Source organism: Planococcus daihaiensis (genome assembly GCF_049262615.1).
Classification (GTDB): domain Bacteria; phylum Bacillota; class Bacilli; order Bacillales_A; family Planococcaceae; genus Planococcus.
This window is the reverse complement of the sequence record NZ_CP175504.1, coordinates 919,144-933,549: the sequence shown is the minus strand read 5'-3', so window position 1 is coordinate 933,549 and position 14,406 is coordinate 919,144. Positions and strand designations below refer to the sequence as shown.

Below are 14,406 nucleotides of genomic sequence, written 5' to 3'. Positions count from 1 at the left end.
TATAAAAAGGAAGGGGGATTTGAGATGGCCGTCGGACACGAACGGGTAATTACTGAAATAGAAAAACATGCTCGCCAGGCACGTGGCGGCGATGCTGCGAAAACACGTGAATCGCTTGCGGCAATCCGTGCTTTATGCGATCTTGTGCTCGAAGGCGAAGAACAACCTGCCGCATCCCTGCCTGCGCCTCGTGCGGTTCCACTGTCAGCATCCCCCGCGCCGCAACCTGTGCTTTCGGAAAAGAAACTGGAAGAAGAAGGGGCAAACGGCGATTCGCTTTTTGAATTTTAAAGGGAATGAGGAATAGACAATGCAATTTTTCTTAATTGCCGGAGCTGTCAACGCTCTATTGAGTGTAGCTTTCGGTGCATTCGGCGCGCATATGCTGGAAGGCCGCGTCGCTGATAAATATTTGGATACGTGGCAAACCGCCGTCCAATACCAGATGTTCCATTCCATCGGATTGATGGTCGTGGCGATATTGATGAGCACGACTTTCTTTGGAGCATTGGGATCGCTCAGCTGGGCAGGTTATTTGATGCTTGCCGGCATCGTCATTTTCTCTGGCAGCCTTTATGTTCTCAGCCTGACCGGCATCAGCATTCTCGGTGCCATCACGCCAATCGGCGGCGTAGCGTTTATCGCCGGCTGGATCATGTTGATCATCGCTGTAATAAAAGCGTCATAAGATTGGAAAAGCTGCCCGAGAGCGAGATGCGGGCAGCTTTTTTATTGCATAAATTGAGGTGCGGAAATATGATTCTGAGGTGCGGAAATGGTCATTTGAGGTGCGGAAATTGGGTGGGAATGTGCGGAAATCCCCATGTGAGGTGCGGTTGAGAAATATCTGTTTAATTTTTCCGAAAAAATCCTCTCAATCGTCTCTCGTAAAACAAATCCCCATGAAAAAACCGCCCCAAAAGGCGGCTTTCATTCCATCTACTATTAAACTTTCAAAAACGTAACGAATTTCGCTGCATCAAGGCGTGTGCCGACGTAGAACGAACCAAATTCCGCGTAGCGGGCGCTGACTTCGTCAAAACGCATTTCGTAGATTAATTTCTTAAACTGGAGAACGTCATCTGCGAACAGCGTAACGCCCCATTCGTAATCGTCAAAGCCGACAGAACCGGAAATGATCTGTTTCACTTTGCCTGCGTAGCTGCGGCCGATTTTTCCGTGGGACAGCATCAATTCTTTGCGCGTATCCATCGGTAGCATGTACCAATTGTCTTCGCCGTCGCGGCGTTTGTCCATCGGGTAGAAGCAGATGTATTGCGAACGCTGAAGTTCCGGGTACAGACGCGCGCGGACATGCGGGTTCTGGTAAGGATCTTCCTCTGATTTGCCGGCAAGATAATTGGAAAGTTCGACAACAGAAACGTACGAATACGTCGGTACTGTGTAAGCGACCAACGTCAGCTTATTGTATTCCGTTTCGAGGTCGTTCAACTCGTCCATCGTTTCGCGCAGGAGCATCAGCATCAAGTCAGCTTTTTGGCCAACAATTGAGTACAATGCGTGTGCGCCGGTTTTATTTTCATCGGCCTGGTTTACTTTGTCCATAAATGCCTGATATTCGTCGATCGCAAATTGGCGCTCTTCGTCCTCAAGCATTTTCCATGATACCCAGTCCATCGAACGGAAATCGTGGAGGACGTACCAGCCGTCTAATGTGATTGCTGCTTCATTCATCTAATAAACACTCCTTTTAATGAAAAATCTCTCAAAAACAGTTTATCATACCCACCCGCCGAGTTGCTTCGAAAGAAGCGCCTGTCACCAATTTGACATGACCATCGTTCCTTTTCACAGGAAGCCCTGTAGGTTAAAATAAAGACAAGCGATCGCTTTGAAGAGGAGAAACAATCATGCCGTTATTTACTGAAGAAACCGAATGGCGTTTCTGGGATCAATCCCTGAGCGCAAAAAATAGATCCGCACTCGAATCTTTCGCGGCGGACGATTTACTGTGTGAACTGGTCGGCTCCGGTGTGAGCGCGCCGACGATCCGTACATGGGTGCATGACGACACCATCGTGCTTGGCATCCAGGACCACCGTTTACCGCATATCAATGAAGGCTTAGCTTTGTTGGAGGAACGCGGCTTCACCCCGATTGTCCGAAATTCAGGCGGCCTTGCCGTCGTACTCGACGCAGGCGTATTGAATATCTCAATTGTGTTGTCCGAAGAAGAAAGCGCCATTGATATTCCGGAAGGCTACGATATGATGCTCGAACTGGTCCGTATGCTGTTTCCGGAAGCCGAAATCGATGCCTACGAAATCGTCGGATCGTATTGCCCCGGTTCCTACGACCTCAGCATCGGTGGCCGCAAATTCGCCGGCATCTCACAGCGCCGCATCCGCAAAGGCATCGCCGTGCAAGTGTACCTTTGCGTCGAAGGCAGCGGTTCAGAGCGTGCGGCATTGATCCGTGATTTTTATGAAACCGGTTTAAAAGGAGAAGAAACAAAATTCGCGTACCCTTCGATCCAACCGGAAACGATGGCGTCGCTGAGTGAATTGCTCGGCCGCAACATCACCGTTGCAGAAGTCGTAGTCGATCTTTACAATCTGCTCGACAAGCCGCAATTGAAATCATTGCAGCCGGAAGAAACCGAGCGCTACGGCTATTACCTCAAACGGGTTGTGGAGCGCAATGCGAAAATGCTGACAACACCTTGAACGGGCAGAGCGCGCTGGTGTAAACTGGTTTTTATATATGAAATTAAAAAGTAAGTATATATTGAAAAAAGCATTCGCTTTTAAATTCCAACTAATCCTGGAACGCGCCGACGCTAGGTGAGACCTAGATATGGAGCAAAACAGCGCAGACTCCTGGGGGACCAAGCGAAGTGTCGAGATCCACTCGGGCGTAAGCCCGCAGTTAGCTCGGCGCGAGCCCCCCGGAAAGCAAGCTGTTTTGCGGAATATCGATTAGTATTGGTTTATTAGTTCACATATATGATTAGAAAAATCTGGAGGTGCGCGTGTGGATTATGCAAATTCGAAATTAGCAGAAGAAAAAGTGTTCAAAGATCCGGTTCACCGGTATATCCACGTACGCGACCAAGTTATCTGGGATTTGATCAATGCGCGGGAATTTCAGCGGATGCGCCGCATCAAACAGCTTGGCACATCCTATCTCGTATTTCACGGGGCGGAGCACAGCCGTTTCAGCCATTCGCTGGGCGTCTATGAAATTGTGCGCCGCATACTCGATGACATTTTTCACGAGCGTCCGGAATGGGATGAAAGTGAACGCCTCGTCGTCCTGTGTGCCGCCCTGTTACATGATCTCGGCCACGGCCCATTTTCGCATTCATTTGAAAAAGTCTTTAATGTCGACCACGAGGATTTCACCCGTGAAATTCTGCAGGGCGACACCGAAGTGAACAGCATACTCCAAAAAGTCTCTCCGGAATTTCCGAAAAAAGTGGCGGAAGTCATCGGTAAAACCTATGCCAATAAACAAGTGGTTTCCTTGATATCCAGCCAAATCGATGCGGACCGCATGGATTATCTGCAGCGCGATGCCTATTATACGGGCGTTTCCTATGGCCATTTTGATATGGAGCGGATTCTCCGGGTCATGCGGCCGTTTGAAGACCAGGTCGTCATCAAATCAAGCGGTATGCACGCCGTCGAAGATTACATCATGAGCCGCTACCAGATGTATTGGCAGGTTTATTTCCATCCGGTGGCGCGCAGTGCGGAAGTTATATTGAGGAAGATTCTTCAGCGCGCCAAATATTTGAGCGGCCACGGTTATAAATTCGAACAGCCGCCGACCCATTTTCTGGCGTTCTTTGATAATTCATTTACATTGAAAGATTATCTGGCGCTCGATGAAAATGTGTTAATGACTTATTTCCAGTTGTGGATCACCGAACGTGACCCGATTCTATCGGATCTGTGTGACCGCTTCGTCAACCGCCGGCTGTTCCAGTATGTCGATTTCGATCCGGGCAAGGATTATAAAAAATTGGGCGAGCTGGCGCAGTTATTCGAAAGAGCCGGCATCGATCCCGAATATTACCTGATCGACGATTCGACTTCCGACTTGCCGTACGATTTTTACCGGCCTGGCGAGGAAGAAGAGCGGCTGCCGATCCATCTCCTGATGCCAAATGGCGACATCAAGGAATTGTCGCGTTTGTCACAAATCGTAGATGGCATTTCCGGCAAACGGCGGACGGATTATAAACTCTATTTCCCTGCGGAATTATTGATAGATGGCAAGAAGAAGGAAATCAAACAGCAAATACTTGAGTTATTAAGAGAAGGAGGGGTTTGATTGCTCCAGGAACACGCAAAAATAGTGGACTTCATCTCCACGGCGGAAGGTGTAACCGGACGCAAAAAATTGCAGAAGATGATATACATAATGAAGAAGATTGGTCAGCCGTTTCAGGAGAAATACGCATTTCATATTTACGGTCCGTATTCGGAAGAGTTGACTGCCCGCGTTGAAGAATTGTGCGACATGGGCTTTATCCTCGAGCAGAAGGAAGACAAAAGTTCCTACGTCCAATACCGCTACACGGTGACGGATGAAGGTCTCGAATTCCGCAATGCACTGGGCAAACCGGAGCTTGCCGATGCTGCACACGCAGTCCAGTTGAATGGCAAAAGCGCCAGGTTTTTGGAGCTGACGGCAACGCTATTGTTTTTCGATGATTTGGAGCAGGATGAGCAGATCGCCAAACTGCACAGCGTCAAAGGGAAATTGAATTTTACAGTGGCAGAAATTGCCGAGGCGTTTGCGTTTATTGAAGAATTGAAGCGGTGATTTTAACTATATAAATTGAACTGAAGAATTAGTTTGAAAAATGCTTCGGCGCTTTGGACAGTGCAAAGATTATGTTCCTGAGCCGCGCCGACGCTGGGGGATTAGCTTTAGGTGAGAGAGTATCAGAGATATGAAGCAAAACAGCGAAGACGCCATGGGGAGCAGAAACGGAGTTGGCTTTCCAACTTCGTTTCGACGAAGTGCGAGTTCTTTCAGTGCTCCTGCATCGCTGCGCTGCTTCGTCGCAAAGACTTAGCCTCGCATGCTTCGGCTAATGTCTTCGAAGCTGTTTTGCGGAATATCGGTTATGTTAAATTATTACTTCAACTTGTATAAAATAAAAAGGCTTCCGTGGAGGAAGCCGCATAGTTCGAAATAGATTTTATTGATCAGAGAAAAGCTTCCCTTTAGTACCGTAATTGCTCTTCTTCATGTCTTCGATGAAAACGACGACCTTCTCAACAGGTGCACCGGTTGTTTCAGAGACAGCTTCCGTGACTTTTTCGACAAGCGCGCGTTTCTGGTCTTCCGTACGTCCTTCGAGCATTTTTACTGTTACGTATGGCATAATGGACACAGCTCCTTTTCTTTGGGTTCAACTTTATCATAGCAGAATGGAGGGAAAGTACACATGTCAAACAATGAAAAACCAAAACAAAAAGTAGGATTCACCATTATAAAAGACGACCCGACCGATGGCCATAAGGGCTACGGTATCGGCTCGCTGTCTCTTGAAAATGTGTCACCGCTGTTCATCGACGTTGAAGAGCAGGAAGCTTTCATCGATATCGGCGCGATGCATGCCCGCAGCCAAGTGGAAAAGGGCATTAAATTCACGACCAACCCTGAAGATTCAGCAGGCGGCAAGGATTATTGGCTGATCTGGATCACCATTGATTTTAATCCGGAAGGTCCTTATTATGCAGGCGTTACAGCCTGTGAAATGGTCGTTAACCGTGAAAAACGCCGGGGCTATAAACTGTTGGCTGACCACGTAAATCGCATGGATAAATCGATGAAACGCAGAATTCTGGTGGACAATATGGATGTGCCATCAAAACGGGTGCTCGCTGAATACCTGCGCAGCCATAACCCGGAAATGTGGCAAAACAGTACCGAACAGCTGCACACAGAATTGGGTGTATAAGTTTGCAGATAGTATAGAAGGAAGAGCTTCAGTCATAATGGCTGAGGCCCTTTTTTCGTTTTCTGCAATATCGTTTGCCTAGTATAATTTTACTTTGCGCCACTAAGTCACATTACCATCTAAAAAGAAAGGTATTTATTTGCTGCATACCCTATTATTTTGCTGTTTTTGACCAAAACATGACATTTGAAAATGGGTCCAACAGGCAGTTGAACTTACGGGGCAAACGCAGTACACTAGGGATACAGCTTTTTAAAATAGAAAGCTAGGACACCTGTCGGCAAGCAAGTGCCATGAGCGATTGTGATCTAAACCCAAGCCCAATGCCTCATGTCACTTTCTTTGCTTAACAGGATAAAAAGGTTTTCTGTGCAGGGATAATATTCTCTGTGCAGAAAACCTTTTTATTTTTCGAGTAATATTATGCCAGGCGGGTAAAGGGGACTGTGTGAAAAATTATATTGCACTTTTGCTGAAATCACTTATACTTTTTTAAGTGATTACTATATAAGATAAAGGAGTTTGATTATAGATGGCAGGATTTTGGTACACGGAAAAGCAGACCGAAAATTTCGGGATTACGATGAAAATCAACAAAACGCTTCACACGGAGCAGACGGATTTTCAATACTTGGAGATGGCTGAAACGGCTGAATGGGGCAATATGCTGTTCCTTGACGGCATGGTCATGACTTCGGAAAAAGATGAATTCGTTTACCACGAAATGGTGGCGCACGTTCCATTATTCACGCATCCGAATCCGGAAAACGTGTTGGTGGTCGGCGGCGGTGACGGCGGCGTGATCCGCGAAATCCTGAAGCACCCTTCTGTTAAGAAAGCGACGCTGGTCGATATCGACGGCAAAGTGATCGAGTACTCGAAGAAATTCCTGCCATCGATTGCGTCCGGCCTTGAAGATGCGCGCGTTGAAGTGATTGTCGGCGACGGTTTCATGCACATTGCGGAATCGGAAAACGAATACGACGTCATCATGGTCGATTCAACTGAACCGGTTGGCCCGGCAGTGAATTTATTCTCGAAAGGCTTTTATGCCGGCATTTCAAAAGCGTTAAAAGCAGACGGCATTTTCGTCGCGCAGTCTGACAACCCGTGGTTCAAAGGTGATTTGATCAAACAGGTTCAGAGCGACGTCCGGGAAATTTTCCCGATCACGAAATTGTATCTGGCGAATATCCCCACTTATCCGAGCGGCCTGTGGGCATTCACGATCGGTTCGAAGAAATACGATCCGCTCGCTGTACCCGCTGAGCGTTTCCATGAAATCGATACAAAATATTACACGAAAGAGCTGCACACCGCGGCGTTTGCGCTCCCTAAATTCGTGAAAGATATGGCAGGCGAATAAAATATGAGATTTGACGAAACTTATTCAGGCAAAGTGTTTATTGGAAGCCATCCGAATTACGACGAGTCAAAAGCAGTGTTATACGGCATGCCGATGGACTGGACAGTCAGCTACCGTCCGGGATCCCGTTTTGGCCCGAATAAAATCCGTGAAGTGTCGATTGGGCTGGAAGAATACAGCCCGTATCTTGACCGTGAACTGGAAGACGTAAGATTCTTCGATGCAGGCGATATTCCGCTGCCATTCGGCAATCCGGAAAAATCGCTGCTGGAAATTGAGACATACGTCCATACTTTATTGAAAGACGATAAAATTCCGATGGGCATGGGCGGCGAGCATTTGGTGTCGCTGCCGGTCATGCGAGCGGTCGCCAGTAAATATGACGATTTGGCAATCATTCATTTTGACGCGCACACGGATCTTCGTGAAAACTACGAAGGCGAAGAGTATTCGCATTCAACGCCGATCCGCAAAATTGCGGACCATATCGGACCGAAGAACGTTTATTCATTCGGCATCCGTTCGGGAATGAAAGAAGAATTCGAATGGGCGAAAGAGAATGGCATGCATCTGTCGAAATTCGAAGTTCTGGAACCGCTGAAAGAGGTATTGCCGACGCTCGCAGGGCGCAATGTCTATGTCACGATCGATATGGATGTCTTGGATCCGGCGCATGCGCCAGGCACCGGCACAGTCGATGCAGGCGGCATCACGTCGCGCGAACTGCTGGCATCGATCCACGCCATCGCGGCGTCGGGCGTCAACGTTGTCGGCTTCGACCTCGTTGAGTTGGCGCCAGTCTATGACCATTCCGACCAGACAGCGAATACCGCGAGCAAGCTGATGCGTGAGATGATTCTTGGCTGGGTAAAATAAAATCGTATGCATGGAGCCGGCCGAAATTTGGCCGGCTTTTTTTGAGAGTTTTATTGGGAACCGACGATAAACGACTTAAAATCGACGATAAACCAGAAAAAACCGACGATAAAAGGGTGAAAATCGACGATAAATTGAAAAATCGCTGATAAACAACGAAAAACCGCTGATAAACCCCGAAAAATCGCCGATAAACCCGAATAAATCGCTGATAAACAATTAATTGATAAACGCCCTTGACTCGGGCTATAATATAAAGGTTATCAACAAACAGGGAGGCGGCAGAAATGGATAAATCAGTGGAGATCAGACTGACGACGACCATCCGCCAGCCGGATATGGATGATCAAGTGATGAAGCTGCAGGCCGATGGGACATTGACGGTAAAAAATAACCGCCAATATCTGCAATACCGTGAGCAGCAGGATGAGCTTGAAATCCGCACCATTGTAAAATTCAATGAAGAAGAAGCAGTGATCATGCGAAGCGGCGGCCTTCAGATGAGGCTACCGTTTTTATTGCATAAAGAGCAGACCGGAAACCTGACGAATGAACAGGGATCGTTCATGCTGACGACGACCGCCCACGAATTATCGGTGGGCGACAGTCATTTTAAAGTCCGCTATGATTTGGCGCTCGGTGCCGATTATGCCGGCGAATACGAAATGGAAATTCAATTTATGGAGGCTACAAAATGAATGCAGTTGAAAAAGTTCAGCAGGCCATTAAATCGGCGATCGCGGAAGCAGTGGAAAAAGCGGAATTAACGACAGAGCCGGTGGCTATCCATCTGGAAGCGCCAAAAGACAAAGTGAACGGGGATTATGCGACGAATATCGCCATGCAATTGACTAAAGTGGCGAGAAAAGCGCCGAAAGTGATTGCTGAAGCAATCGTTGCCAATTTGGACAAGGAATCGGCGAATATCGAGAAAGCTGAAATCGCTGGTCCGGGCTTCATCAATATCACCATTAAAAAAGATTACCTGCTGGACGTTGTGAAAACGGTGCTGGATCAAAAAGAAAATTACGGCCGCACGAATGCTGGTGCCGGTGAGAAAATCCAGGTCGAGTTTGTCTCGGCGAATCCGACAGGCGATCTTCACCTCGGCCACGCGCGTGGCTCATCAGTCGGCGATTCACTGTGCAATGTGTTGGATATGGCCGGTTACGATGTATCCCGTGAATACTATATCAATGATGCCGGCAACCAGATCAACAATTTGGCGCTGTCTATTGAAGGGCGTTATTTCGAAGAACTGGGCAAAGGCGAAAGCATGCCGGAAGACGGTTACCGCGGCCAGGACATTATCGATATCGCCAAAGGCCTTGTCGCTGAACACGGCGATAAATTCCTCCACATGAGCCATGAAGAGCGTTACGCAGAATTCCGCAAGCATGGTCTCGAAGTGGAACTGGCGAAACTGCAGAAAGATTTGGCGGATTTCCGTGTCGAATTCGATGAATGGTTCTCTGAAACGTCGTTGTATGAAAAAGGGGAAATCCAAATCGCTTTGGACAAGCTGCGCGCCAACGGCCACATTTTTGAAGAAGGCGGTGCGACCTGGTTCCGTTCGACAACATTCGGCGATGACAAAGACCGTGTATTGATCAAGAATGATGGAACGTATACGTACCTATTGCCGGACATTGCTTATCATGAAGACAAATTATCACGCGGATTCGAAAAGCTCATCAACATTTGGGGAGCCGATCACCACGGCTATATTTCCCGCATGAAAGCGGCAATCGAAGCGCTCGGCTACGGCCGTGACACGCTCGAAGTCAGCATCATTCAAATGGTGCAACTTTACAAAGACGGCGAAAAGATGAAAATGAGCAAGCGTACCGGCAAAGCCGTGACGATGCGCGAATTGGTCGACCTTGTCGGACTTGACGCTGTGCGTTATTTCTTCGCGATGCGCTCTGGCGATTCACATATGGATTTCGATTTGGATTTGGCGGTTTCGCAATCCAATGAAAATCCGGTTTATTATTCACAATATGCCCATGCGCGTATCTGCTCAATCCTGCGCCAGGCAGAAGAGCAGGGCTTTACGGCTTCGACGGAACACTTGGATTTATTGACACATGAAAAAGAAATCGACGTCCTGAAAAAAATCGGCGATTTCCCGCAAGTCATTGCAGACGCTGCGAAACAGCGCGCACCGCACCGGGTAACGACTTATATCCAGGACCTGGCGTCTCAATTCCACAGTTTCTATAACGCCAATAAAGTGCTGGATCCGTCGAACGAAGACATGACCCGTGCACGTTTGGCTTTGATCACGGCTGTAAAGACGACCCTTGCCAATGCGTTGAAAATGGTCGGCGTGCAGGCACCCGATAAAATGTAAGAGACTTTCCGAAAATTTTCTGTATAATAAACTAGGACAAGAAAACTTCATACCAATCATAAAGGTGCTTATGTCTAAGAACATGAGTTAAAAGGGAAGCCGGTTCGATTCCGGCGCGGTCCCGCCACTGTAAGTGTGAGCAATCTGCAAATGCCACTGGAACAAAGTTCCGGGAAGGCGCAGAACGCGATGATCATGAGCCAGGAGACCTGCCTTTATGAAACACCCATAAGCTTGCGAGGACAGGCTGGATGCACATGTCTTTTTTATGGCGTCCTTTCAGACCTCCCGCAGTTTATGGGAGGTCTATTTTATTTGTTCGATAAAATCAAAGGTTCAGCCACGAATCAGCGGCCCCCCTCCGCTGATTCGGTGCTGAACCGCAAACAAACACATTGGAGGAAAACAACATGAAGAAATTTTGGAGATTCGGTTTAAACACAGGGCTGGCAGCCGTATTACTGGCTGGTTGCGGCGGAGAAGACGTATCAAATGAAGAACAACAAACAGAAACACCGGACGAAGCGCCGGCAGAAGTTGCAGAAGCCGATTTCCCGGTGACACTGACGGATGCGTTAGGTGACGAAGTCGTGATCGAAGAAGAGCCGCAATCGATTGTCTCGATGGTTCCCTCGACGACAGAAATTTCTTATGAATTGGGGCTTGGCGACAAAATGGTCGGCTTGTCTGATTTTGATAATTATCCCGCAGAAACGGCCGACGTGGAAAAAATCGGCGGCCAGGAATTTAACGTCGAAAAAGTCATCAGCCTTGAACCGGATCTCGTCATTTCGCATGAATCCGGCATCAGCACGTGGGAAGGCGGCTTGCAACAATTGCGCGACGCGGGCATTACCGTTTATGTTGTAAACAATGAAACAAGCTTTGAAGAAGTCTACGATTCCATCACCGTGATTGGACAAGCGACGGGCACTGTTGAAGAAGCGGATGCGCTGATTGCTGAAATGCAGGAGCAGGTGGATGAAATAACCGAACAGGCGGCAGCTGTTGAAGAAGCAAAAACAGTATTTGTTGAAGTCGGCAGCCAGCCGGACATCTACACGACGGGCAGCGGCACGTTCATCGACGAAATGCTGTCGATGATCAACGCAGAAAATTTGGCGGGCGATCAGGAAGGCTGGGTCAGCATGGATCCGGAAGCAATCGTCAATGGCAACCCTGATGTGATTGTGACGACGGAAGGTTCCTATAACCCGGAAGCCGTCGATCAAATCAAACAGCGTGGGGGCTTTGCGGAAGTCACCGCGGTGGAAGAGGATGCAGTCTTTAATATCAATACGGATGCAGTCACCCGTTCCGGCCCGCGCTTGACTGAGGGTTTGCTGGAACTCGCACAGGCTGTTTATCCTGAGGTTTTCAGTGAATAAAAACTGGATAGCCTATAGTGTTTCGTTCCTGCTGCTGGCAGCAACGATATTGCTCGGGCTGACAGTCGGCACAGTTGCCATATCACCCTCGGTTTTGTGGAATCCTTCATCAGATGAAGCAGCCGCCAATATAATATGGAATATCCGCATGCCGAGAGTCATTCTTGCAGGGCTTGTGGGAGCGGCGCTGGCGATTGCCGGAGCGGCATTTCAGGGGCTTTTAAAAAACCCGCTGGCCGATCCTTATACGCTGGGCGTTTCTTCCGGAGCATCCGTAGGGGCGGTCATGACTTTGTTTTTCGGCATTTCCATTCCATTTCTCGGAAGCTTCACGTTGCCGGTCATGAGTATGCTCGGTGCGTTAATTACAATGCTGGCGGTCATCGGATTTGCCAAAATGGTGGACCGTTCGATGAAGATGGAAACGGTCATTCTGACAGGAATCATCTTCAGTTCATTTCTCGGGTCGATCATCTCCTTGATGATCGCGTTGACTGGAGAAGAGCTTCGCCAAATCATCGGCTGGCTGCTCGGCAGTGTGTCGATGCGGGGCTGGCCTTATGTGCAAATGTCATTGCCATTTATATTGATCGGTTCTTTCCTGTTATGGCTGAATCGCCGCGAACTGAATGCCATGTTGTTCGGCGAAGAACGGGCACGGCATTTGGGGGTCGACGTCAGAAAACGGAAAATGGTCATCCTGATCGGCGGCTCTGTTTTGACCGGGGCAGCTGTTGCTGTTTCCGGCACCATCGGCTTTGTCGGATTGGTGGTGCCCCACATCACCCGTTTGCTGTGGGGTTCGGATCATCGGCATCTATTGCCGCTGTCTTTCATTAACGGAGCATCGTTATTGATCGTCTGTGACCTGGTGTCGCGGACCATCATTTCGCCGACCGAATTGCCGATTGGCGTCATCACCGCATTTATCGGCGCACCGGTATTTGCTTACGTATTTTTCCGCCAGCGAAAAGGAGTGGCTTGATATGCTGAAAGTAAATCATTTGAGCGGCGGCTACGGTGAAAAGAAAATTGTGAACGACGCCACATTTACAGTCAACAGGGGCAAAATGCTCGGGATTCTGGGCCCGAACGGCAGCGGCAAATCGACGCTGATGAAATTGATGAGCGGCATTCTTGAGCCCACTTCCGGAACGGTTGAAATTGATGGCAAGGAATTAAACACTTACGCTACGAAAGAGTTAGCCAAAAAAATGGCTGTATTGCCGCAGCTGCATGCTCACGCTTTTTCGCATACCGTCCGTGAAACCGTTTCGCTCGGCAGGTACCCGCACCAGCGCGGCTGGTTCTCTTCCTGGTCGGAAGAAGATGAACGAGCCGTGGTTGAAGCCATGGAATTGATGGACATCCGCCGTTATGAACATACAGCGATTGACCAAATGTCCGGCGGCGAGCAGCAGCGCGTGTTTGTCGCACAGGCCCTGTCTCAGAACGCGTCGATTCTGTTATTGGATGAGCCGACCAATCATTTGGACATCAATCACCAAAAAGAATTGCTCGACACCATTAAGAGGCAGGCAATCGAAAAAGATTTGACCATCGTGTCGATTTTTCACGACATCAATCTGGCTTCGATGTATTGCGATCAATTGCTGCTGCTCGACCAGGGCAGCATTGCCGCTCTTGGCGAACCGCATGAAGTCGTAAGGGAAAAAGATATCAAAAGAGTCTATGGCACAAGAGTTGCGACGCATCCGCATCCGGAATTGCCCAAGCCGCAGATCACGTTGATGCCGGGCGTCGACCGCCAGGCAAGCGAACAACGGATCACACAATCGGATTTTGCGGTTTCTTCGGAAATGGTGTTATTTCGCAGCCCCGCGCCGTTAAAAACCGTTTCTTCTGCGGTCATAAACGCCGGTTCAGGCTGGTTTACCACCTTTATGAACCGGCGAGTCGACGAAAATTACAGAGTGGATGATACAGTCGAAGAACTGACTTCCTTTATTGAAGCGAAAGGGTTTAAATCGACGGATACTGTCGCCATGATGACGGCGGTGGATGTTGGTCAGGTCGTCCTCGAAAGCTGCGAATTTGCTGGCGGCTCGATTGTCGTTGCTGTTACAGCAGGCGCCGGCAATGGGACCGACGTCTCGCTGACCCATTTAAAGGAACGGAAAAGAAGGGTCGGCACCGTCAACACCTGGATCTTCGTCAACGGCATATTGGCGGAAGAAGCCTTTCTCCAGGCCATGATGACGGCGACCGAAGCGAAAACGAAAGCTTTTCAGGAAGAAAGAGTCATTGATCCGTTCACCGGCACGATAGCGACCGGCACGCCGACTGATAGCCTGTTGGTCGCCGCAACCCAGCAGGGCGGCAATTTTCAATATGCCGGCCCTATTTCGGAACTCGGCCGCCACATCGGCAAAACTGTGTTCGAAGCGACGACCGAAGCAATTCGTAGATATCGTAACCAGGCACCGCATTGAGCGGTGTTTTTTTATGGAAAAAGCCA

The 14,406-nt window shown here is 48.8% G+C and carries 15 protein-coding genes and 1 riboswitch; of the genes, 13 read left to right on the top strand and 2 right to left on the bottom strand.

Features of this window, described 5'->3' with window-relative positions:
* The first annotated feature begins 24 nt into the window (after positions 1-24).
* Entirely contained in the window at positions 25-291 is a 267-nt protein-coding gene (locus DHX103_RS04375; RefSeq protein WP_422124052.1) for a YwdI family protein, read from the top strand.
* Positions 292-310: 19 nt separating this feature from the next.
* Positions 311-688, top strand: coding sequence for a DUF423 domain-containing protein (locus DHX103_RS04370; RefSeq protein ID WP_422124051.1), 378 nt, complete (start codon positions 311-313; stop codon positions 686-688).
* A 257-nt stretch (positions 689-945) separates the two neighbouring features.
* Here DHX103_RS04370 and hemQ read toward each other — a convergent pair whose 3' ends face one another.
* A complete protein-coding gene (gene hemQ, locus DHX103_RS04365) occupies positions 946-1,695 on the bottom strand; it encodes a hydrogen peroxide-dependent heme synthase (protein WP_422124050.1) in 750 nt (249 codons plus the stop codon).
* A gap of 176 nt (positions 1,696-1,871) precedes the next feature.
* On the opposite strand from hemQ, the gene DHX103_RS04360 reads away from it, so the two are divergent.
* From DHX103_RS04360 to DHX103_RS04350, 3 genes are all read left to right on the top strand, one after another.
* Positions 1,872-2,687 carry a lipoate--protein ligase family protein gene (locus DHX103_RS04360; RefSeq protein ID WP_422124049.1) on the top strand — a complete coding sequence of 272 codons (816 nt, stop codon included), beginning with the start codon at positions 1,872-1,874 and terminating at the stop codon, positions 2,685-2,687.
* Between the two features lie 307 nt (positions 2,688-2,994).
* Positions 2,995-4,299, top strand: a complete 1,305-nt coding sequence (locus DHX103_RS04355; protein ID WP_422124048.1) for an HD domain-containing protein — start codon at positions 2,995-2,997, stop codon at positions 4,297-4,299.
* Entirely contained in the window at positions 4,300-4,794 is a 495-nt protein-coding gene (locus tag DHX103_RS04350; protein ID WP_422124047.1) for a YwgA family protein, read from the top strand.
* Between the two features lie 382 nt (positions 4,795-5,176).
* Here DHX103_RS04350 and DHX103_RS04345 read toward each other — a convergent pair whose 3' ends face one another.
* Positions 5,177-5,362, bottom strand: a complete 186-nt coding sequence (locus DHX103_RS04345; protein ID WP_422124046.1) for a 2-hydroxymuconate tautomerase — start codon at positions 5,360-5,362, stop codon at positions 5,177-5,179.
* Between the two features lie 63 nt (positions 5,363-5,425).
* Here DHX103_RS04345 and DHX103_RS04340 point away from each other — a divergent pair, with 63 nt between their 5' ends.
* The 8 genes from DHX103_RS04340 to DHX103_RS04305 all read left to right on the top strand — a co-directional run bounded on the left by DHX103_RS04340 (position 5,426) and on the right by DHX103_RS04305 (position 14,380).
* Entirely contained in the window at positions 5,426-5,941 is a 516-nt protein-coding gene (locus tag DHX103_RS04340) for a YwhD family protein (RefSeq protein ID WP_422124045.1), read from the top strand.
* Positions 5,942-6,473: 532 nt separating this feature from the next.
* A complete protein-coding gene (speE, locus tag DHX103_RS04335; RefSeq protein ID WP_422124044.1) occupies positions 6,474-7,307 on the top strand; it encodes a spermidine synthase in 834 nt (277 codons plus the stop codon).
* 3 nt (positions 7,308-7,310) lie between these two features.
* Entirely contained in the window at positions 7,311-8,183 is an 873-nt protein-coding gene (gene speB, locus DHX103_RS04330; protein WP_422124043.1) for an agmatinase, read from the top strand.
* Positions 8,184-8,470: 287 nt separating this feature from the next.
* On the top strand, positions 8,471-8,881 hold the full coding sequence (locus DHX103_RS04325; protein ID WP_422124042.1) for a DUF1934 domain-containing protein: 411 nt from the start codon (positions 8,471-8,473) through the stop codon (positions 8,879-8,881).
* Entirely contained in the window at positions 8,878-10,539 is a 1,662-nt protein-coding gene (gene argS / locus DHX103_RS04320; RefSeq protein WP_422124041.1) for an arginine--tRNA ligase, read from the top strand. The genes DHX103_RS04325 and argS overlap by 4 nt, the downstream gene beginning before the upstream one ends.
* Before the next feature lie 45 nt (positions 10,540-10,584).
* Positions 10,585-10,770: riboswitch (cobalamin riboswitch) on the top strand.
* 179 nt (positions 10,771-10,949) lie between these two features.
* Entirely contained in the window at positions 10,950-11,927 is a 978-nt protein-coding gene (locus DHX103_RS04315; protein WP_422124040.1) for an ABC transporter substrate-binding protein, read from the top strand.
* Complete coding sequence (locus tag DHX103_RS04310; protein ID WP_422124039.1) at positions 11,920-12,912, top strand: FecCD family ABC transporter permease; 993 nt, start codon at positions 11,920-11,922, stop codon at positions 12,910-12,912. The genes DHX103_RS04315 and DHX103_RS04310 overlap by 8 nt, the downstream gene beginning before the upstream one ends.
* A gap of 1 nt (position 12,913) precedes the next feature.
* On the top strand, positions 12,914-14,380 hold the full coding sequence (locus DHX103_RS04305; protein WP_422124038.1) for an adenosylcobinamide amidohydrolase: 1,467 nt from the start codon (positions 12,914-12,916) through the stop codon (positions 14,378-14,380).
* The last annotated feature ends 26 nt before the right edge of the window (positions 14,381-14,406 follow it).